Below are 18629 nucleotides of genomic sequence, written 5' to 3' on the forward strand. Positions count from 1 at the left end.
CGGTGAGGCGCAGGTGGCCGTTGCAGGAGCGGCTAGCGGCCACTGGCCCTGGCAGGGCACGATCGAATCATGACGCCGGCGCCGCCCAACGGAGGCTGACCGCGCTCAATCGTCCGCTAGAGGATCGTTTGCCGGACGGCAGCAGCGACTCGCGGTACCTCCTGAGTACCGCAGGTCGGTCCGGCTGTGCCAACAGCCACCCCGTGCGGGGAAGTAGCTTCGAATGCGGTCGAGATCGCTCGTGGTGAGCACCAGGTCAGCAGCGGCGACATTTTCTTGACTCGGGACGCTTTGGTCGTGCCCGGGATCGGGACAGTGCCGGCTTGGATCAGCCACGCCAGCGCAAGCTGTGCGGTGGTCACGCCCTTCTCATCGGCGATGACCTTCAGCGCCTCGACGACGCGGAGATTCGCATCGATGGCTTCGGCGGAGAACCTGGGGAGGTTCCGCCGCGCGTCCCCCTCGGGGAGGTCGTCCTTCCGAGTGACGGTGCCGGAGAGGAATCCACGGCCGAGCGGCGAGAACGGCACAAACCCGATCCCGAGCTCGGGAGCGCCCGGGTGGCTATTGGGCGCTGCGAAGCGGTGCCGTGCGGAGGGTGAGGCCGTGGTGGTGGGTGGTGAGAGTCACTGATCGGACCGTTCCGAATGGGTCGCCGTCGAGCTGAACGCGTTCCGGTGTGTCCAGGTCGAGGCGGAGGTTCCGTGCCCGGGTGGTGGGGAGTGCACGTGATCGTGGAAGGACCTTGGCGAGCACACGCCCGAAGCCGGTGCGGGCGAAGAACCGGTTGAGGGTGAGGGTGTAGCCGATTTTGGTCCACCCAAACCAGCCGTTGGGCCGGAACGCGACAGCGTCGAGGATGCCGTCGTCGGGTTCCGCGCGCGGCAGGAGCAGGACGCCGGCGGTGAGGGTGCCGCAGTTGCCGACGATGATCGTGTGCGCCCGCATCGAGCGTGCTGGGCCGTTGTCCAGCGTGTAGCGGATGGGGATCTGACGGTTGCCGATCACGGACCGGGCGATGGGGTCGGAGTACGCCACCCAGCCGAAGCGTTTCTTGACCCAGGCGTTGGTGTCGGCGGCCATGCTCGCGTCGAGTCCGATGCCCGCCATGACGAGGAACACGTGTTCGCTTGTCGAGTGGTCGGCGTGGGTGAGCTCCGCAAGTCCCAGATCGATCTGCCGGTCGGTGCCGGTGAAGACGGTGTCGATGACCGCGTCGACGTCGTTGCGGGGCAGGCCAAGGTTGCGGGCGAAGAGGTTCCCGGTGCCGGTCGGGAGAACTGCGACGGGGATTCCGGTGCCCCGGAGTTGCTCCGCGACGATTCGCAGTGTTCCGTCGCCGCCGACGGCGAGGATGACGTCGGGGGCGCTGTCGGCGGCTGCTCGTGCGGCGGCGCGGCCGCCGTCGTCAGCCGCTGTCGGGTACCAGCGGGTCGATGCCCACCCGTGCCGGACGGCAGCCGCGTCGAGTACCCCCTGCAGTCGATGTTGGTCGGTCTTGGTCGGGTTGAGGACGACCGCGGCAGTGCGCACGGATGCGAGTGAGGGTGTTGCCGGGTTCAGTTGACGCGCCTGGCCTTGCGTCCGGCACGGCGGACTGCGCCGAAGATCAGGGTCCCGACGAACAGGACGATGCCGATGATCGCGAGCCAGAGCAGGCCCTTCAGTGCGAAGCCGACGATCGCGAGGATGACCCAGAGGGTGAGGAGGACGATGACGGTCTTCATGGTGATGCTTCCTGTCGGAGGTGGGAAGAGCGAGAGTGGGGTCAGTGGATGCGGAGCTCGGCGACCATCGGGCAGGCGAAGGGGTCGCGTGCGGCGAGTCCGACCCGGTTGAGGTAGCGGACGACGATGCCGTAGGAGCGCAGCAGCGTGGTCTCCGTGTAGGGCACGTCGAGGGTGTCGCAGTGGTCGCGGACGAGCAGGCGGGCCTGCTTGAGCGCGGGCCGCGGCATCGACGGGAAGAGGTGGTGCTCGACCTGGTAGTTCAGGCCCCCCATCAGGAACGACACCCACCAGCCGCCGCGGATGTTGCGGGAGGTGCGGACCTGTCGGGAGAAGAAGTCGACCTTCGCGTCGTGCGCGATGGTCGGCATGCCCTTGTGGTTCGGGGCGAACGAGGCGCCCATCATCACGCCGAACACGGCGAGCTGCACCCCGAGGAACGCGCAGGCCATGCCGAACGGCAGGAACCAGAACACGACCGTCAGGTAGATGCCGAACCGGGCGACGAGCAGCGTCCCCTCGACGGTGCGGCCGCGACGATCGGCCTTCGTGCTCGCCCCGACGGCAATGGCTCGGGCGGCGTTCCAGTGCAGATTGAGGCCCTCGAGCGTGAGGAGGGGGAAGAACAACCAGCCCTGGTGCCCGGTGAAGCTGTGCAAGCCGCGCGGTGCGTTGGCGGCGTCCTCGGGGGTGAAGCGGAGGACACCTGATGCGATGTCGGGGTCCTTACCGACGGTGTTCGGGTTGCCGTGGTGGCGGGTGTGCTTGTTCATCCACCACGAGTAGCTCAAGCCCACCAGGAACGTGCCGAGCCACCGGCCGGCGTGGTCGTTCCACTTCTGTGAGGCGAAGACCTGGCGGTGGGCGGCCTCGTGCGACAGGAACGCGAACTGGGTGAAGATGACACCGAGCGCTCCGGCGACGATGAGCTGGAACCAGGAGTCGCCGAGGAAGGCGAACGCGACCCACGCCAGCGCGAGACCCGCGACCAGGCTGCCGAACAGGGACCAGTAGAAACCGGTGCGCCGACGGAGCAGGCCGTTCTCCTTCACCTGCGCCAGGAGCGCGGAATAGGTGGATGTACCGTTGCGGCTGCCCGGACCGGGTCGGGTCCGGGTGAAACCGAGGGCGAGCGGGGTGGTCGTCATCGAGGATCGACCTTCTGTGGTGAGCGATCCTTCGACCGATCCGGAGAGTTGACGCATCCGCGCTTGATGCAACGCTACGGCCTCCGGATGCGTTCCACCCGTGAACGTTCGGTCGGGAATGCCGTGCAGCCGCTTGTCCGCCGCTTCCACGGCGAGGAGCGCGCGGCTCCTGCTGTCGAACAGGCCGAGCAGTCGGACGACGCCGTCCTGCTGATGCGCGAGCGCTCGGAACCCGTCGCGCTGCGGCCGGACCCGGCCGATCGAGTGCCCCTCGAGCGCGGCGACGGGCCAGCCCCATCGCCCGCGTGCTTGCAGTCGTGTCCTCATGTCACCACCCTCCTCGTCCCCGGATGATGAACGATGAAGGGGTCCCTGGTCGCCGCCGTTCGGAACCTGCACGCCGTCACCAGCGGCGAGGAGCAGACTGCCGTCAGACGGTTCCGACCACGATGCTCGCAGCGACGCACGCACCCTGGCGGTCACCACCGTCGACGGAAGCAGTCACCATGACCGGCTCATCCACCACTGCTGACCAGCACCTCGCACTGACGGGCGTCGTTGCGTCCGGCCTCCCAACGTCTCTCGGCACCGACGCAGCCGAACGGTTCTACGACGTTCCCGCCGTCTTCAATCGGCGACCCAACCCGCAGGAGCTCACGGCGCTGGAAGGCTCAGCGAGTCATCACTCGCTGGAGCGTGCCGGCTACCGGGATGTGACCCTCGCCGTCCACGACCGGCGCTTGATCATCGGCAACACCAACCTCGGCCAGCTCGAACGCGGTCTCGCCACCGCCATCGCGAACCTGATCCACGAGATCAGCACCAACGCCCTAACAGCCATGCGCCAGTCACGTGCTGATGCGCAGACCGCGCAAGATGCCCAGATCGCTCGCGCCCAAGACATCACCCGCGCCGCCGAACGAATCCACTTCACCCCCGACACCTCCGACGATGCGGTGGGCGGCGCACCAGACAGCCTCGCAGAACGCAGGTCTGAGGCGCTGTGAGCAGTCATGCTCACCGCCGACACAGCACGGCACGCCGATCGGTCGACTTGCCTTCGCCCCCGTGCGCTGGCATGAACCGGCTGACCGCAGAGATCGAGAAGAACACCATGTCGGACTCAGCAACTCACATCACGCTCGACCCCGCAGGAGTGCTGCGGACCCTCGTCCTCCAAGAGCCCGCCGGTCCTGACATCACCCTGACCCTCCGGGGAACCGCCCCGGAAAGGTTGCAGTACAACGGGCGGATTTGGGCAGCCACGCATCATCGCCTGCACCGACCGATGGCACGCAACGGCTACCAATACACGCTCCTACAACCGCCAGAAGCACCCCCGCTCAGTTGAAGAGCACGCACTTCTCGTACACTCCGGAGCATGCGTTGGGCGGCGATCTCACTAGCGCTGGTGCTCCTGGGCTTGTTTCTGACCGTTGGCGCCGTCTAGCTCATCGCCCAAAGCAACTCACTCGGCTGGGTCCTCCTTGCGACTGACATAGCACTCGGTTTCGCAAAGGTGCGCGTGCCGGCGGCGCTCGACGGTGTCCCGTCCGACCGGTAGCGGATCGGCTATCGGACAGCCTTAGTCAGACCTGAGGACCGCATTCGCTTCTCCTCGAGCGGTAGGTGGCATCCGGCACACTGGGGCCATGGCTACCGCCCCCACTTGCCCGATGTCGCGGCATGACTGAATCTGACCAGTCTCACGAAAGCTGGCAACAGCGCGTGACGCGTATGGCTGAGACGACAGATCAATGGTCGATTCGGACGAACGATGCGCCTCCGATCCTGCCGGGAAGCGCGCTTGGAGGGGACGATCACCCTGGCCTGCACGTCTCCGGAATCGCTTGGTACGCCATCGTTGTCGCAGTGGAGCATCTCGAGTTCACGTTCTCTGCGATGAGAGCGACGGGTACCTTGTACCCGACCGCGCAGATGACCGCGCTGCGGACTGCCCTACTGACAGGTTCGCAAGCCGTTTGGGTCCTAGCGCCAACGCTGCGCGCGGAGCGTCGGGCGCACGCAATGCGGCTCCAAATGCAGGACTCACGGGATGAGCTCGCGATGGTCCGCGGACTGTCAGCACTCGACGCTACTCAAGCGGCACTTCGAGCCGAGACCGAAGCGAACCTCGAGCAGCGGCAAGTGGATCGCAAGAACGTCGCCACAAAACTGGCCCTTCCATCTTCCGCTGTCGCCAAACTCAACAACACCGATGTGATCGCCAAGGCCTCCAGCTTTGTGCATCCCGAAGGCAATCAAACGCTCAACAGCGGTGTCAGCCTTCTCTGGCGCATGGGGAGCGCAGCGGCGCACGGCCAACGGTCGTACGCCGTGACCCGAGCAGGTCGGAACGAGCGCAGGACGGACGTCCGCGACACGATCGTCGAGCTACGAGGCGACTTGGCTCGTGACATCGGGCCGTCTGCTGCCGCGGCAGTGTTGACCGTGAGCGAGGCCTTCCGGTTGTTCGATCTGCGCAATGGCGGCGCCCGGTAGCCGATCGGGTAGCGGACGGCTCCCTTGAGGGAGCCGGCCTGGCGGCATGATTGCGACGACGCATGTGCGTGGCCAGGCGACGACGATTCCAGGGCTTTTCGTATTGACGTCATCGCCTGAACCCGCCGACGACTAGCAGCGCCACTAGCCACATCCCGCTCCGGGCCATTGCTGTCCCGACGGACCGGCAGCACTGCTAGCCGCGTCGGAGGGTTTCCGAGGGAAGCTCCCCGAACGCGTTGGCATAGTATGCGGCGAACCGGCCGAGGTGCCCAAACCCCCAGCGGCGAGCGATCTCAGCCACGGTTGTGACGTCGGGTTCGGCAATGACCAGTTGCGCGCGCACATGGTGCAGCCGGACGGTGCGCAGGAACGACAGTGGACTCTCGCCAGCGTGTCGCTGGAAGTTCGCTTGCAGCCCCCGACTGTTGATCCCGACGGCACGGGCGACATCAGTCACGGTGATGGGTCGGTGGGCATTAGCGATCATCCACTCCTGCGCCAGCCGCATGGACGCGGGCCCCTCGTGCCGGAGGATGTCGAGTGTGGGGGTGGCGTCGTAGGCTTCGACGGCAGCTTCCGCAACCAGCATGTTCAGCGTAGATCGCCGGGCGCGATCGGTTGCCGAGTTCAACAGTTCCGGGGATGCGGACCGGATGACCTGCCGAAGGCGCGCAGCAGCGTCCGGCTTCGCGGTGGTTGTGAACTTCAGTGGTCCGGGGATCATCCCTGCATGCGCGGCTGCGACCGATTCGAGGAATGTCTTGTCGAAGCGGATGAGGTGCTGCGTTGTGGGGCGCGCCTCGAACTCGAACTCGCGGTCGCTGGGATACATCACCGGCGTTCCCGGCACCATTTGGATCGGACTGCGCGCAGCACTGTCGAGGGTCAGTCCGGGGCCGGTCGCCCATGCGAGCATGTAGACGTCTTGCTGGCCGACGGTGCCCCACCTGTTTGCGGCAACCGACGATGTCCCAACAGCGACGTTCTCGTCGCCGACTGCGCGGAATCGCCACGAGAAGCCGTCAGCGGCGGAACGGCCGACGTGGATGTTGTCGCTGGAGTAGACGCCCTCGTAGAAGGCGACCGCGTCATCGATGGAGGTGCCGCGGCGGTCCACGTTCACGGGAGACTCATCGTCGGAGGGCATTCTGCGCTGATCTTTGCACTGACCTCCGACACTCCGCGCACCATAGGGAGTCAGCAGGGCAGTCATTCGGGACGCTTGGCGTTGAGTGGGCGCATGAAGTACGTGGTGTACGGCGAAAACCGGGTGATGACGGGCGACGCGATCGCGGATGCGGTCCTGGCCTACGCGGCCGCGCTGGGTGAGAACGGTACGACAGACATCGTCGAGATCCCAACGGCGGACGATGACGGCGTTGGTGTTCTCACGGAGATGCTCCTGGGCCCCGCGTCGCAGGTAATGGTTGAGGTGGCTCCGGACGATGAGCTCGAGCCGGAAGACGAGGACCTCGTCAACGAGCTCGTCCGCCGTACCGAGGCCGTGGGCGGCGGCCGGTTCGCGGACGCTGCATCGTCACACTCCGAGGAACCCGCCGCAAGAAGGCTTCGGGCAGACCCCCCAACTCCCACGGACACCAATCGAACGAGCTGACCCTCGCGAGATCGACCAACCTTGGAAGGGTCCGCAAGCCTATCGGCTATCGAGACGCGATGTGTGGTCGTTGGAGGGGGTCGGTGACGGAGATGGTCGCAGCGAGGTTGAGATCGCTTGCGTTGCCGCTGACGCCTGCGGATGCGAGAAGGGTCGCACCGAAGACCGTGCTCCAGAATGTCCGCGCGTCCCTGTCGGCGCCGGCCACGCTCGTCCAGCCGTGCTCCCTGATCACGCGCTCCAGGTAGCGCTCTGACTGTCGGAAGAGGACAGCAAGCAAGAGCCTGACGCGCTCGCGCTGTGCCGCGTCGCCGCCGTTGTTGGCCAGTGCCTGCACGACAGTGACCGTTGACGGCATCGCGAGCGCGGTCCGGGCAAGGACTTCGCGGAACTGCTCAGCACCCACGGCCCGGCGTCCGGCCGCTTGTAGTCGGGTGGTATCGCGAAGGAACAGCGCGAAAGCGGCGTCGAGCACCAGCCGGTCCTTCGACCCGTAGTGGTGGGTGATCTGGTTCGGGTACACCCCGGCCGCTCGGGCGATCTCGCTGACCGTGAGGTTGCGCGGTCCGGCCACACTCAAGAGCCCTGCCGTCGCCGCAAGGATGCGCGCGCGCGTCGCTGCGCCTCGTGGTGTGCCAGAGTCCATCACGTTTGCCACCCCCAAATTGTACGGGATACAACTCAACTTGTTTGGCGTACAAGAAGGAGCATCATGGACATTTCAGTCACGGGCTACGGCGCGGTTTCACCGTTCGGGCACGGCGTCAGGCCGCTCTGGGACGCGCTCATCGCTGGTCAGTCCGGCGTTCGCCAGCTCGACCGCCAGGGCGCGCTTTGGGAACAGGTACCGATCCGGGTCGGGGCACCCGCGGCGCTCGACGCCGACGGAGCGCTCAGCCGAGTCCGGGCGAACCGGTTAGATCGCAGTCAGCAGCTCGCGCTCGTCGCCGCAGCAGAGGCATGGTCAGATGCCGGATCACCGGACGTCGACAGCGATCGACTCGCAGTGGTCGTTGGGACCGGTATCGGCGGTATCGAGACGCTTCTCGATGCCCACGACGTCCTTGGTGCCAGTGGTGCCCGGCGGGTGTCGCCGCGCACCGTGCCGATGCTGATGGCGAATGCTGCTGCGGCGCAGATCAGCATTGAGTACGGCGCTCGCGCTGGTGCGTACACGACGGTTTCGGCGTGCGCGTCCGGGGCTGAGGCGATCGCTGTCGCTGCGCGGTTGATCGTGACTGGTGAGGCGGACGTTGTGATCGCTGGGGGAACCGAGGCCGCGGTGACTCCGGTGACGATGGCGTCCTTCGCGCAGTCGCAGGCACTCGCCAAGGCGGGTGGCAACGACCCGGAGACCCTTTCTCGCCCATTCGACGTCGATCGTCGCGGGTTCGTCCTCGGCGAGGGAGCCGGCTTGGTCGTCCTCGAACGCGCCGAACACACCGCCGCACGTCGTCAGCGCTCTCATGGAACGCTCGCCGGCTGGGGCATCACGTCCGACGCGCACCACATCACCGCACCCCTGGAAGGCGGCGGCGAGCAGGAACGCGCGATGACCGCGGCGATCCGAATGGCAGGTCTCACCGGCACTGACGTCGATCACGTCAATGCCCACGCAACAGGCACCCTGGTTGGAGACATCGGAGAAGCTGCCGCGGTCAGCCGAGCCGTCGGACGGCACGCGCTCGTGACGGCGCCGAAGGGGGCTATCGGGCACATGTTCGGTGCAGCCGGTGCAGTCGAGGCGATCCTGACCCTCCGCGCGCTGGAGACGGGGACGGTTCCGCCAACGAGGAACCTTGAACAGCTCGACCCCGCAGTCGACCTCGACGTCGTCGCCGGCGCCGCCCGGCGTGCTCCGCTGCGGGCAGCGCTCAACAACTCGTTCGGATTCGGTGGACAAAACGCATCCCTGGTGTTCACCACTGCCTGAGCGGCTGAGACGTCCGGTCGACGATCGGCTATCGAGACGCTGTTGCCGTCTTCGACTCCATCGATGCCACCGTCCTCTGTACCGCTATCGGCGAATTTCGATCAGGAGGATCCAGCCGTAGTAGACGGCGACGATGATGCCGGTAATGCACTGGACGAGGAGCCAGTACAGGCCGCCGCCGAAGCCGGCGATGAGGGAGGATCCGGCGACGATGGCGGGGAGGGAGCCGATGATGGCGAGTGCGATGAGGCTGACTCGCCACTGTGCTTGGTCGGCGCCGCCGATGTTGCGGATGGTCGTGGTGAGCACGATGGCGGCGAGGGCGATCCCGATCCCGAGAACTTCCACACCGAGTAGGACTCGCGTTTGCCCAGGTGCGAGGCAGACCAGGCTGAGAAGGACCAGACTGATGAGGATGCTCAACGTGCGAGCGGCGAGAGCTGGCAGGGCGGCGATTTCGAGGATCGCTTCGTGGTTGAGGGACACGGCGACGAAGATCAGTCCGGCGAGTGCTGCTGCTGCGCCGCCGGTCATGACGAACAGGTCGTGCCACGCTTCGACGTCGTAGGCGGTCATCTGATCCTCCGGTGTTCTTCGGGTCTGGAAGGTTGGTGCGCCGTCGTCGAGTGGATGGTGGTTCCGCTCGACGACGGGCACACTGTCCAGTCGACTGTTATGGGTGAATGCGGCGGTGTTCGAGGATGGCTGCGACTCCGTTCACCGCCAGTGCCGCGGCAGCTACGTAGGTCTGTGGTCCTTGCCGGCTCGTCTTCGCCGGTGGGTCTGCCATCGCGACGCCCGGGTACGCCGACGCGGTGAGTTGTGTGCCCCAGTACAAGGACGCGGCGGTCGCGGCAACGGTGAGTCGGTTCCGATTCCAGCGCCCGTTGCCCCAGATCGCAGTGAGCGCGGCGGCGGACAGCGCCGCGCCGAGGCTCATGGTCTGCGCGTTGTGAAACTTCGCGTGGGGCGGCCAATCGGGGTTGTGGATGTGTGTCCTGTTCCAGTCGAACACGAACGGTCCGGCGCCGGCGTAGACGGCGGTGACGGTGAGGAGGACTTTTCCGAGCGATGCTTTCGTCATGAGGGTGACCTTCCGGTGTCAGAAGTCCGAGGCGTGATCAGCGGCCCACTCGTCGAACCCGATCGCCGGGCGGCCGAGCACGTTGGCGATGGTGGTCGTGGCGGGGGAGTTGCCGGCTGCGGCGTCGTCGAGGAACTGCAGCACCGCCTCGGCTTCCTCAGCGGGCATGAACCGAGCGAACTGCGCACTTGCCGCAGCACGGTCGAGCTCGGTGACCTCGATGCTCTTCCCCGTCGCCGCTGCGATCGCGGCGACCTGCTCGCGTTGCGAGATCCGGGCGGGACCGGTGAGCAGGTTGCTCACTGCCGGCAGGGTGGTGCCGGTCAGAGCCGCGACCGTGACGGCGGCAATGTCCTTCTCGTGGATCGGTGCCGTGAGAGCGTCCGGCTGGTACAGCGCGACCGAGGAAGTGGCCTTGATGGGCCACGACCAGCCGAGCGCATTGGTCGCGAGGACCAGCGGCCGGATTGGTACGACGTCGAGGTCGTCCGCTGCGGCGAACGCGTCCTCGACCTCGCGGTGCTCTTCGGTGATCGCGTTGCCTCTGGAGGTGGGGTGGATGACGCTGCCGGAGGACATGAGCACGATCCGGCTGACTCCGGCGTTCCGGGCGGCGTCGATCACGCCGGCGACGCCGTCGTGGTTGGCGTAGAGGAACACCTGACCGATGCCGGCGAAGGCAGCGTCGAGGCTGGGTCGGTCGGTGAGGTCGGCGGTGACGACGTCGACGCCGGCGGGGAACCGACCTGGCTCGGGCTTCCGGGCTGACGCGCGCACGGGTACGCCTTGCGCGAGGAGCGCGTCGAGGACGTGACGGCCGACGCTGCCGCGGGCACCCATCACGAGAGTGGGCTTGATGTCGGGGGTGTGCATGAGGACTCCAAACACGCAGGATCTGCGCGCCATGAGAGCCGATCGGCACGGGGCGTTCCGACGCTTCACCCCGACAAGAGTCAGACTACAACCCCGGGGAGCGATAGTCGACCGGACGTGAGGAACGCACCGGCAGGTGATCAACTACCGAGACGCTTGGTGGTCGATGTCATGGTGACGCCATGGCTCACAGCATCGTCACCGAGCACGTCACGTCTCGGGACGGCACCTCGATCGGCTACCTCCGCCAGGGGGCCGGACCAGGCGTCGTCCTGGTGCAGGGCACGATGGCTAGACAGCTAGCCACGTCGCCGCGCCCGTCTGCGGATCGGCTATCGAGACACAGGGTCAGGCCCCGCGGTAGACCGTCATGGTCTGGCCCGGTCGGTCAGCGATGTCGAACGAAGTGTACGCCAGCCGTTGCACCTGCCCTCCGACCAGGCGGACACGTTTGATGCCGGCCCCCTCGGTGCCCACGTCGTACCGCGACCACCACTGGTCGGCCTCCGGGCTGGCACTGCGCAGATCGTCCTCGAGGTCCGTGTAGGCCGCGGCGCCCGGGTGCCGTCCGGCTCGGGCGCGGAGCCGTGCGAGGAGCCCCTGCGCCACGTCGGTCCAGTCCGGCAGGACGTCGCGGGCGTCCAGGGCGAGGAACACCCATCGGACGAGGTTCGGGTGTTCGCCGTTTGTCAGTGCGCCGCGAAACAGTCGGGCCGCCGCCGTGTTCCACGCGAGCAGGTCGAAGGTCTCCCCGGTCACGTACGTCGGGGCCGGGTCGAGGAGGTCGACGACCCGCGCGACCTCCGGGTCGAGAACCTCGTCCGAGCGCGTCGCAGCGGGCACGTCCGCGGCGATGGCGATGAGGTGTGTCCGCTCCGCGTCGGCGAGCCCGAGCGCTCGTGCGAGCGCGTCGAGCACCTGGCGCGAGGGGCGGACGTCCCGGCCCTGCTCCAGGAACGTGTACCAGGTCGGACTGATCCCTGCGAGCATCGCCAGCTCCTCGCGACGGAGGCCCGGGGTCCGACGGCGGGACGACCCTGGCAGCCCGACGTCGGCCGGGCTCACCCGTTCCCGTCGCGCCCGCAGGAACGCGCCGAGTTCCCGGCGCTGCTGCTCGGTGACGTCGCTCACGCCGTCCCTCCCTGGTGGTCCGGGTACCAGTATGCGGCGGCTCTGGATGCGTTCCCGGCGCATACGGAGACTGCAGTCATGCAGGCATGGACACTCGACGGACTCGGCTCGGCACTCAGCGTCGAGGAGGTGGCGGACCCGCCCGTCCGCAGCGGCGGCGTGGTGCTGCGGATGCTGGCGGTGCAGGTCCCCGCCTACACGCGGGTGCTCGTCGAGGGTGGCCGCGGTGGCATCGCGACCCCGACCGTGCTCGGCATCGGCGGCATCGGGATCGTCGAGGAGGTTGCGGACGACGTCACGACCGTCCGGCCCGGCGAGACGGCGCTGTGCACCGGGTTCCTCCGGAGCGGACGGGTCGCCGAGCCGGAGGAGGTCCTCCTCGGGTGGACGGGGATCGGTGGCCGTGGGACGACGACGGCGACCACGGACCGGATGCGTCGGGTCTGGCGGACCGGCACGTTCGCCGAGCGCACCGTCATGCCCGGATCGGCCGTGCTCGCCCTCCCCGGTGCCGACGCGTATCCCGACCCGACGAAGCTCGCGTTCCTGCCCTGGTTGAGCGTCGCGGCCGGCGCGGTCGAGCGCAGCGGGATGACGGCCGGTGACCGTGTCGTCGTCCTCGGTGCAAGTGGTCAGATGGGCGGAGCAGCCGTCCTCCTGGCGCTCGCTCGTGGCGCTGCGCTGGTCGTCGCCGTGGGACGGGACACCGGCAGCCTCGACCGCCTGGAGGCCCTGGACAGCCGCGTGCGTACCGTCCGGTCCGTCGGTACCCGCGACGCTGACGCGGCGGCGATCGGCGCTGCTCTCGGCGGCGAGGCGGAGGTCGTCATTGACGCCCTCGGACCGACACCGACCCCGGACCTCACCATGGCCGGGTTCGACAGCGTCCGGACCGACGGCACGATGGTCCTCCTCGGCGGGGTCCGCCAGTTCCTCCCGATCCCGTACGACCAGCTCATGCGGCGCCGGATCACCCTGCGCGGCTCATGGATGTGCTCCGAGGAGACCGCGTTCCGCGTCTGGCGTCAGGTCCAGGCGGGCGTCATCGACCTCAGCGCCCTCGACGTGACCACCGTCGGCATCGACGACCCGGCGGCAGCGCTCACACAAGCGGAGCAGATCCGAGGGCTGTCGATCGCGGTGCTGACGCTCTGACAGCAGCTTGAGCGCTCGGCATCCCGCGTGAAGTGACCAGCCCGCGCCCGTCCCGAGTGCTCTGTTCTACTTCGAGCTCGGTCGCCCGGGGATGTGGCTGAGGATCGACTTCGAGAAGCCGCCATCGACGCAAATGTCCTGTCCCGTGACGTACCCGGCAAGCGGGCTGACGAGGAACTCGATGACATTGGCGATGTCGATGGGCTCACCGATCCTGTGCAGGGGGATGATCTCCTCCCGTGCTGCCTTGACTTCTGGGTCCAGGTACATCTTCTCGGTCATCGCGGTGCGCGTCATGCCGGGGGACACGACGTTGACATTGATGCCATCGGGGGCCCATTCCAGCGCGAAGGTTTGCGCCATGATCGTCAACGCCGCCTTGGTAGGGCTGTAGGGTCCCGACCCGGCGTGCGGGAGCTGTCCGGACATCGAGGACGTGAAGCACGCAGCTCCGCCGCTGGCCTTGAGGTGGTCGTAGCTGGCTTTTCCGAGGAGCCAGGCGCCGCGGAGGTTCACGGCGAACATCTCGTCCCACTCGTCGAGTGTGACGTCCTTCAACGGCGCCGGGCTCGCCACGCCCGCGTTCGCGACGAGTGCGTCTAGTCCGCCGAAGCTGTCGGCTGCTTCCGCGACGAGCCGTCCGGGGACGGTCGGGTCGCCGAGGTCGCCGGTGAGTGCGATCGCGGTCCCGCCAAGGGACTGGATCTGCTCGACGACGTCGCGCTGCCGGTCGTTGGCCTCGTACCCGCACACTGCGATCATCGCCCGTTCGCCGCGGGCCAGCGCTGCCTCTGCGATTCGGACGCTCGCCGCGGCACCGATGCCGCTGCTTCCGCCACTGACGAGTGCTCTCATCGAGCGTCCTCCTTGTTCGTCGGAACGAGCGCCGGGGTACTGGCACTCGAGATCTTCCATCCCCTGTCGCGCAGTTCGGTAATCGCGGTGTCGAACTCAACCAGAGGGTTCTCCTCGCGGATGACCTCGAGCACGACGTTCTCGGTACCGATCGTCGCGTCCACGGCTGCGCCGAGCGCTTCCCAATCGATCACACCGGTGCCGATGGGGTCGTGACCCCAGGTCTTGGTCCCGGTGTCGGAGACGTGCATCAGGCCGATGGCGTCGGCGTGCGCTAGCAGGCCGGTGACCGGGTCCTCCTCGATGAACGCGGCGTTCGCAGCGTCGTACACGATGCGGAGCGCGTCGTCGTCGACGGTGCTGACGATCCGGGCGAGGTCGCCGACCGTCGGAGCGAAGCAGTACGGCGTGTTCTCGAAGAGGAGCCGCTGTCCGCTCCGGCGAGCGATCGGGAGGAGCTCCTCGAGGCTCTCGTACATCCAGCCGTGGACCTGGTCGAGCGTGGGCGAGATCATGGGCCGCCGTGTGCCGGGGGAGATGACGACGTCCCGGGCGCCCCACTCTGCGGCCAGGTCGATCACAGAGGAGATGTGCTCGATGCTCTTGCGCCGCATGCTCGCCGCCGGGCTCGCGAGGTTGAGGTCGTACCCGCCGGCGTTGAGCGACCGGATGGACGCCCCCGCCTGGTCGAGACGGGCGCGCGTCGACGCCCGTTCGGCGGCGTCGATCTCCTCCGGCCAGCAGTGCGGAGAGCTGATCGGTATCTCGAACGTCGTGTACCCATGGTCGACGAGTTCGAAGATCGCGTCGGTGGCTTCCTTGGACCAGAGGTACGAGAACGTGTTGATGATCATGAGGGACTTCCGTTCGTTTCTGTTCTGGTGTCGTACCGAGGCTTGCGTGAGTTAGGCCCCTACGGACTTGCCCTTCCGTGGCGACGGGTCCTTTGCTGTCTTGTCCTCGACCACAGTGATGCTGTCCGTCACCGAGACAGTCGCCTGCGGGTTCCGGCTGCCGGTCTCCGGGAGGGTGAAGTACACGACCAGGCAGATGGCAACGATGACGATCATGTAGACCGCGACGAGCATCGGGTGTCCGGCACCGACGAAAGCGGCAGCGATCAACGGTGCGGTACCACCGAAGAGGGCGATGACCAGCTGATGCGCGAAGCCAATCCCAGAGACGCGGACCGCAGCCGGGAAGAGCTCCGCCTGAATGGTCGGATAGACGGACTGCCAGATGCCGAGGACCAACCAGCCCGACGCAGCGACAGCCACATAGGTGCCGAACCCGGGAACGTTCAGCAACAGGAGCAGCGGATAGAACAGCACGATCATGCCAATCGCACCGATGATCGGGAAGATCTTGCGACGTCCGAGGCGGTCGGAGAGGTGGCCCGTAATCGGGACGACGATCACCAGGAGCACCAGACCAATCACGCTCCCCACGAGCGTCGAGGCGAGGTCCCGTCCGGAGGTGAGATTCGCGTAGGTCGGCAGGAACGTCGCCCAGGTGTAGTACGCCACCGTCGGTGCCGACAATGCGGCCGTTTGGAAGATCGCCTTCGGGTGATTGCGCAGCAGTTCCAGCAGCTTCTTGGGCGCCGACTTCTGGTCGATCGAGGCGCTGGCTTCGAACTCCGGGGACTCGTCCGATCGTGCTCGCATGACGAGGCCGACCACACCGATGATCCCGCCGAAGATGAACGGGAACCGCCACCCGTATGCGGCGAGAGCGTCCGGAGCGAACGAGGACGTGACGATGGCTGCGGCACCAGTCGCTGCGAGCGTCGCAAGCCCACTGGCCAAGTTGGTGAAGGACCCGAAGAGGCCTCGACGCTTTGCAGGCGCATGCTCGACGAGGTACGCAATGGCGCTCTGCCCCTCGCTGCCCGCGGAGATGCCCTGGAGGATTCGGGCGACCACGAACATGATGGGAGCGAGGACGCCGACGCTCGCGTAGGGCGGGGTGAGGCCGATGATGAGCGCGCCGAGCGCCATCCCCGAGATTCCAAGTGCCATGACCCGGCGACGGCCGTACCGGTCAGCGACCGGGGAGAGGATGATGCCGCTCAGTGGCCGGACGATGAAACCGATCGCATATGTCAGGAAGGCTGCGATGAGGGACGCGAACTGGGAGTGGGTCGGGAAGATCTGCGCAGAGAACACCGCGGCTAGCAGGCCGTAGAGGTACCAGTCGTACCACTCGACGAAGTGGCCGATGGTGCCGGCGAGGAGGTTCTTCGTGCGGCCCTTGTGCTCAAGCGGGTTCGCGCCGTCTGGTGTCATTGCGTTTGACACCGATCGTGAGGTCGTCATTGAGCTCTCCTGTTCGAGTGGTTTGCGTGCGTTCGGGGGCACGCCGAAGTTCGACGCGTGGGCGCGCCGGAGAAGGGGCCCTCCACGGGCGGGAGGACGAGGGTGTTGGGAGGTGCGGTTCGGGTTCGGGTTACGCGCTGACGGATTCCGACGTGAGGTACGCGTAGGAGGGCCAGGTGGCGGCGATCTCGTCGGCCGCCGCGATGACGGCCGGTGCGAGGTCGGCCAGACGTGCCCGGGTCATGCGCACGGACGGGCCGGCGATGCTGATCGTGCCCGTGGCGGGGCGGTCACGGCCAGCGCCGAAGATGGGGGCGGCCACGGCGCTGATGCCCGGGTCCATCTCCTCGTAGGTGGTGGCGTACCCGCGGTGACGTACCGACGCGAGCTCCTCGGCGAGTGCCTCGGGGTCGACGACGGTCCGCGGGGTCTGCGGGGTGAGGTGATGCTGGTCGATGACCCGCTGCGCCTCGTCCGGGGCGAGCGTGGCGAGCCAGGCCTTCCCGGAAGCGGTCGCGTGCGGCACAGCGTCCCTGCCCATGACCGGGTCGAGCCGGAGGGAGGAGTTCGACCCCTGCGCCTTCGCGATCCACTGCAGCGAGTCGGAGGACGCGACCGCGAGACGGACGAGCTCCTCGCTGGTCGTGGCGAGCGCGTCCAGTTCGCGCTGTGCCCACGTGTCGAGGCCGGACGCCGAGAGCTGCAGGAGCCCGAGGGCACCGAGGCGGTGCGTCGCCGAGTAGGCCGAGGTCTTCGGGTTCTGGGCGACGTAGCCGGCCGCGACGAGGGCGGCGAGCAGACGGTGCGCGATCGCCTTGTTGAGACCGAGGCTGGTCGCGACCTGGCTGACGCCGAGGCCGTCGGCTTCGGGTGCGAGCAGGTGCAGCACCTTCATGCCGTTGGTGACATCGTCCTGGAGCGCCATTGCTTTTCCTCGTCATCGGGGTCTGTAACAGCGTTACTGGGTAACGCTGTTACAGACCCTCGCACGGCCCTCGGGGCCTGTCAAGCGCTCGTCTGGATCACGAAGCGCTCGAGGTCGGCGGCGGCCTGTTCCGCGTCGACGTTGCGGATCGTGGCGTGGTGCGCCCCGTCCCAGGTGCAGGCGCGTGCACCGAACCGCGCCCAGTACGCGTCCCAGTCCGCGAGCTTCGCGCGGTCCCGATCGAGCCCCCGCTCCTGGAGCCGGGCCCGGACGATCTCGGCCGAGGCTCGGACGTGGACGACGTGGACGTTCGTGGCGGGCCAGCCGGCAGCGACCGTCGACCGTGACAGGAACGCCGGATCGTCGAGGTACGCGACGAACGGCGCATCGAGCACCACCGAGTGGCCGAGCGCCAGGTTGTCCGCGGCCACGGCGAACAGCGTCCGGTACTCGAGCGGCATGATGCGCTCGACGTAGGTCGGGTTCGACTCGCGATCCGTGGGGTCGTGTCCGAGTGCCTCGAGGGCTGCCTGGACCAGGGCGCCGGACATCGTGTCCTTGTCGAGGTACACGGCTCCGGTCATCCGGCTGAGCTGCTTCGACACGGTGCTCTTGCCGGACCCCGCGCCTCCGAGCGTGATGAACGCGCTGGGCAGCGCCCCCGTCACCTCCGTGCCCGCTCGATCGCCTCGACGAACTCCGCAGCGGCCGCGGTGATCTTCGTGGTGTCGCCTTCTGGGCCGCCGGCCTTCGTGATCGCACTGCCGACGCCGACGGCCGTGACCCCGGCGGCGAACCACTCGCCGACGTTCGCGGTCGTCACGCCGCCGGCCGGCACCATCGGGATCTGCGCGAGCGGGGCGAGCATGGCCTTGACGTACGGGATCCCCCCGGCCTCGGTCGGGAAGATCTTCACCATGTCCGAACCGGCTTCGGCCGTGTCGAGCACCTCGGTGGGCGTGTAGGCGCCGCTGATCGTCGCGACCTGGTAGCGGTTCGCGACCCGGATCATGGCCGGGTTGAGGTTCGGGCTGACGAGGAACCGTGCGCCGGCCTGGATGCTCGCCCACGCCGCGTGCTCGTCCAGGACGGTGCCGGCACCGAACACGACGCCGCGATCGGCGAAGCGCTCCGAGAGCCGTTCGATGACCCGCAGCGCTCCTGGGATCGAGAGCGTGATCTCGAGGGCGCGGATGCCGCCCTCGACCGCGGCCGAAGCGGCATCGAAGGCCTTGTCGGCGGTGTCGAGGCGGACGATGAGCACGTTGCCGGAGTCGCGGATGGTGTTGAGGACGTCGAGTTTCTGAGGCATGGGTCAAGTGGATACACCACTTTCCGGACGCCGTCGACTCAGCGGGCT

21 protein-coding genes are annotated in these 18629 nt (G+C 67.5%); 5 read left to right on the plus strand and 16 right to left on the minus strand.

All coding sequences use genetic code 11. The features are described from left to right. Positions 1-116: 116 nt before the first annotated feature. Genes QUG93_RS11010 through QUG93_RS11025 form a run of 4 tightly spaced genes read right to left on the minus strand, consistent with a single transcriptional unit; the run spans position 117 to position 2875 of the window. Complete coding sequence (locus QUG93_RS11010) at positions 117-539, minus strand: aldo/keto reductase (RefSeq protein WP_289474084.1); 423 nt, start codon at positions 537-539, stop codon at positions 117-119. A gap of 25 nt (positions 540-564) precedes the next feature. Further along, positions 565-1533 carry a diacylglycerol/lipid kinase family protein gene (locus QUG93_RS11015; RefSeq protein WP_289473918.1) on the minus strand — a complete coding sequence of 323 codons (969 nt, stop codon included), beginning with the start codon at positions 1531-1533 and terminating at the stop codon, positions 565-567. 26 nt (positions 1534-1559) lie between these two features. Continuing rightward, positions 1560-1727 carry a hypothetical protein gene (locus QUG93_RS11020; protein WP_224442027.1) on the minus strand — a complete coding sequence of 56 codons (168 nt, stop codon included), beginning with the start codon at positions 1725-1727 and terminating at the stop codon, positions 1560-1562. Between the two features lie 41 nt (positions 1728-1768). Continuing rightward, entirely contained in the window at positions 1769-2875 is a 1107-nt protein-coding gene (locus QUG93_RS11025) for a fatty acid desaturase family protein (protein ID WP_289474086.1), read from the minus strand. Between the two features lie 506 nt (positions 2876-3381). On the opposite strand from QUG93_RS11025, the gene QUG93_RS11030 reads away from it, so the two are divergent. Further along, positions 3382-3882, plus strand: a complete 501-nt coding sequence (locus QUG93_RS11030; RefSeq protein WP_289473919.1) for a hypothetical protein — start codon at positions 3382-3384, stop codon at positions 3880-3882. Positions 3883-4561: 679 nt separating this feature from the next. Continuing rightward, positions 4562-5377: a hydroxymethylglutaryl-CoA synthase family protein gene (locus QUG93_RS11035; RefSeq protein WP_289473920.1), complete on the plus strand. Its 816-nt coding sequence runs from the start codon at positions 4562-4564 to the stop codon at positions 5375-5377. Positions 5378-5573: 196 nt separating this feature from the next. Here QUG93_RS11035 and QUG93_RS11040 read toward each other — a convergent pair whose 3' ends face one another. After that, positions 5574-6503, minus strand: a complete 930-nt coding sequence (locus QUG93_RS11040; RefSeq protein WP_289473921.1) for an AraC family transcriptional regulator — start codon at positions 6501-6503, stop codon at positions 5574-5576. A 117-nt stretch (positions 6504-6620) separates the two neighbouring features. On the opposite strand from QUG93_RS11040, the gene QUG93_RS11045 reads away from it, so the two are divergent. Further along, a complete protein-coding gene (locus QUG93_RS11045; RefSeq protein ID WP_289473922.1) occupies positions 6621-6995 on the plus strand; it encodes a hypothetical protein in 375 nt (124 codons plus the stop codon). 46 nt (positions 6996-7041) lie between these two features. On the opposite strand, the gene QUG93_RS11050 is transcribed toward QUG93_RS11045, so the two are convergent. Next, positions 7042-7653 (minus strand): TetR/AcrR family transcriptional regulator, encoded by a 612-nt coding sequence (locus QUG93_RS11050; protein ID WP_289473923.1) that lies wholly within the window; start codon positions 7651-7653, stop codon positions 7042-7044. A gap of 54 nt (positions 7654-7707) precedes the next feature. Between QUG93_RS11050 and QUG93_RS11055 the strand changes: the two genes are divergently transcribed. Further along, entirely contained in the window at positions 7708-8928 is a 1221-nt protein-coding gene (locus QUG93_RS11055; RefSeq protein ID WP_289473924.1) for a beta-ketoacyl-[acyl-carrier-protein] synthase family protein, read from the plus strand. An 84-nt stretch (positions 8929-9012) separates the two neighbouring features. On the opposite strand, the gene QUG93_RS11060 is transcribed toward QUG93_RS11055, so the two are convergent. The 4 genes from QUG93_RS11060 to QUG93_RS11075 all read right to left on the minus strand — a co-directional run bounded on the left by QUG93_RS11060 (position 9013) and on the right by QUG93_RS11075 (position 12016). Further along, a complete protein-coding gene (locus QUG93_RS11060) occupies positions 9013-9585 on the minus strand; it encodes a hypothetical protein (protein ID WP_289473925.1) in 573 nt (190 codons plus the stop codon). A 16-nt stretch (positions 9586-9601) separates the two neighbouring features. Beyond that, positions 9602-10012, minus strand: coding sequence for a DUF6640 family protein (locus tag QUG93_RS11065; protein WP_289473926.1), 411 nt, complete (start codon positions 10010-10012; stop codon positions 9602-9604). A gap of 18 nt (positions 10013-10030) precedes the next feature. Beyond that, complete coding sequence (locus tag QUG93_RS11070) at positions 10031-10885, minus strand: SDR family oxidoreductase (protein ID WP_289473927.1); 855 nt, start codon at positions 10883-10885, stop codon at positions 10031-10033. A gap of 348 nt (positions 10886-11233) precedes the next feature. Then, on the minus strand, positions 11234-12016 hold the full coding sequence (locus QUG93_RS11075) for a helix-turn-helix transcriptional regulator (protein WP_289473928.1): 783 nt from the start codon (positions 12014-12016) through the stop codon (positions 11234-11236). Positions 12017-12094: 78 nt separating this feature from the next. On the opposite strand from QUG93_RS11075, the gene QUG93_RS11080 reads away from it, so the two are divergent. Further along, entirely contained in the window at positions 12095-13171 is a 1077-nt protein-coding gene (locus QUG93_RS11080) for a zinc-binding dehydrogenase (RefSeq protein ID WP_289473929.1), read from the plus strand. 66 nt (positions 13172-13237) lie between these two features. Here the strand turns inward: QUG93_RS11080 and QUG93_RS11085 are convergent, their stop codons facing one another. The 6 genes from QUG93_RS11085 to QUG93_RS11110 form a co-directional block, all read right to left on the minus strand. Then, a complete protein-coding gene (locus QUG93_RS11085) occupies positions 13238-14026 on the minus strand; it encodes an SDR family NAD(P)-dependent oxidoreductase (protein ID WP_289473930.1) in 789 nt (262 codons plus the stop codon). Continuing rightward, a complete protein-coding gene (locus tag QUG93_RS11090; RefSeq protein WP_289473931.1) occupies positions 14023-14880 on the minus strand; it encodes a sugar phosphate isomerase/epimerase family protein in 858 nt (285 codons plus the stop codon). Before QUG93_RS11090 ends, QUG93_RS11085 begins: the two co-directional genes overlap by 4 nt. A 51-nt stretch (positions 14881-14931) precedes the next feature. Continuing rightward, entirely contained in the window at positions 14932-16344 is a 1413-nt protein-coding gene (locus QUG93_RS11095) for an MFS transporter (RefSeq protein ID WP_289473932.1), read from the minus strand. 130 nt (positions 16345-16474) lie between these two features. Further along, complete coding sequence (locus tag QUG93_RS11100; RefSeq protein WP_289473933.1) at positions 16475-17269, minus strand: IclR family transcriptional regulator; 795 nt, start codon at positions 17267-17269, stop codon at positions 16475-16477. Between the two features lie 80 nt (positions 17270-17349). After that, entirely contained in the window at positions 17350-17937 is a 588-nt protein-coding gene (locus tag QUG93_RS11105) for a P-loop nucleotide/nucleoside kinase family protein (protein ID WP_289473934.1), read from the minus strand. Next, the gene (locus QUG93_RS11110) at positions 17934-18581 is read right to left on the minus strand and encodes a bifunctional 4-hydroxy-2-oxoglutarate aldolase/2-dehydro-3-deoxy-phosphogluconate aldolase (RefSeq protein ID WP_289473935.1); all 648 of its coding nucleotides are present in this window, start codon (positions 18579-18581) and stop codon (positions 17934-17936) included. Before QUG93_RS11110 ends, QUG93_RS11105 begins: the two co-directional genes overlap by 4 nt. Positions 18582-18629: the final 48 nt, after the last annotated feature.

Origin of the sequence: Curtobacterium caseinilyticum (assembly GCF_030363035.1) — a bacterium.
GTDB lineage: Bacteria > Actinomycetota > Actinomycetes > Actinomycetales > Microbacteriaceae > Curtobacterium > Curtobacterium caseinilyticum.

Coding starts and splice junctions, on each gene's coding strand:
- QUG93_RS11020 (WP_224442027.1), bottom strand. CDS start 1,727: ATGAAGACCGTCATCGTCCTCCTCACCCTCTGGGTCATCCTCGCGATC.
- QUG93_RS11025 (WP_289474086.1), bottom strand. CDS start 2,875: ATGACGACCACCCCGCTCGCCCTCGGTTTCACCCGGACCCGACCCGGT.
- QUG93_RS11030 (WP_289473919.1), top strand. CDS start 3,382: ATGACCGGCTCATCCACCACTGCTGACCAGCACCTCGCACTGACGGGC.
- QUG93_RS11035 (WP_289473920.1), top strand. CDS start 4,562: ATGACTGAATCTGACCAGTCTCACGAAAGCTGGCAACAGCGCGTGACG.
- QUG93_RS11045 (WP_289473922.1), top strand. CDS start 6,621: ATGAAGTACGTGGTGTACGGCGAAAACCGGGTGATGACGGGCGACGCG.
- QUG93_RS11055 (WP_289473924.1), top strand. CDS start 7,708: ATGGACATTTCAGTCACGGGCTACGGCGCGGTTTCACCGTTCGGGCAC.
- QUG93_RS11065 (WP_289473926.1), bottom strand. CDS start 10,012: ATGACGAAAGCATCGCTCGGAAAAGTCCTCCTCACCGTCACCGCCGTC.
- QUG93_RS11070 (WP_289473927.1), bottom strand. CDS start 10,885: ATGCACACCCCCGACATCAAGCCCACTCTCGTGATGGGTGCCCGCGGC.
- QUG93_RS11080 (WP_289473929.1), top strand. CDS start 12,095: ATGCAGGCATGGACACTCGACGGACTCGGCTCGGCACTCAGCGTCGAG.
- QUG93_RS11085 (WP_289473930.1), bottom strand. CDS start 14,026: ATGAGAGCACTCGTCAGTGGCGGAAGCAGCGGCATCGGTGCCGCGGCG.
- QUG93_RS11090 (WP_289473931.1), bottom strand. CDS start 14,880: ATGATCATCAACACGTTCTCGTACCTCTGGTCCAAGGAAGCCACCGAC.
- QUG93_RS11095 (WP_289473932.1), bottom strand. CDS start 16,344: ATGACGACCTCACGATCGGTGTCAAACGCAATGACACCAGACGGCGCG.
- QUG93_RS11100 (WP_289473933.1), bottom strand. CDS start 17,269: ATGGCGCTCCAGGACGATGTCACCAACGGCATGAAGGTGCTGCACCTG.
- QUG93_RS11110 (WP_289473935.1), bottom strand. CDS start 18,581: ATGCCTCAGAAACTCGACGTCCTCAACACCATCCGCGACTCCGGCAAC.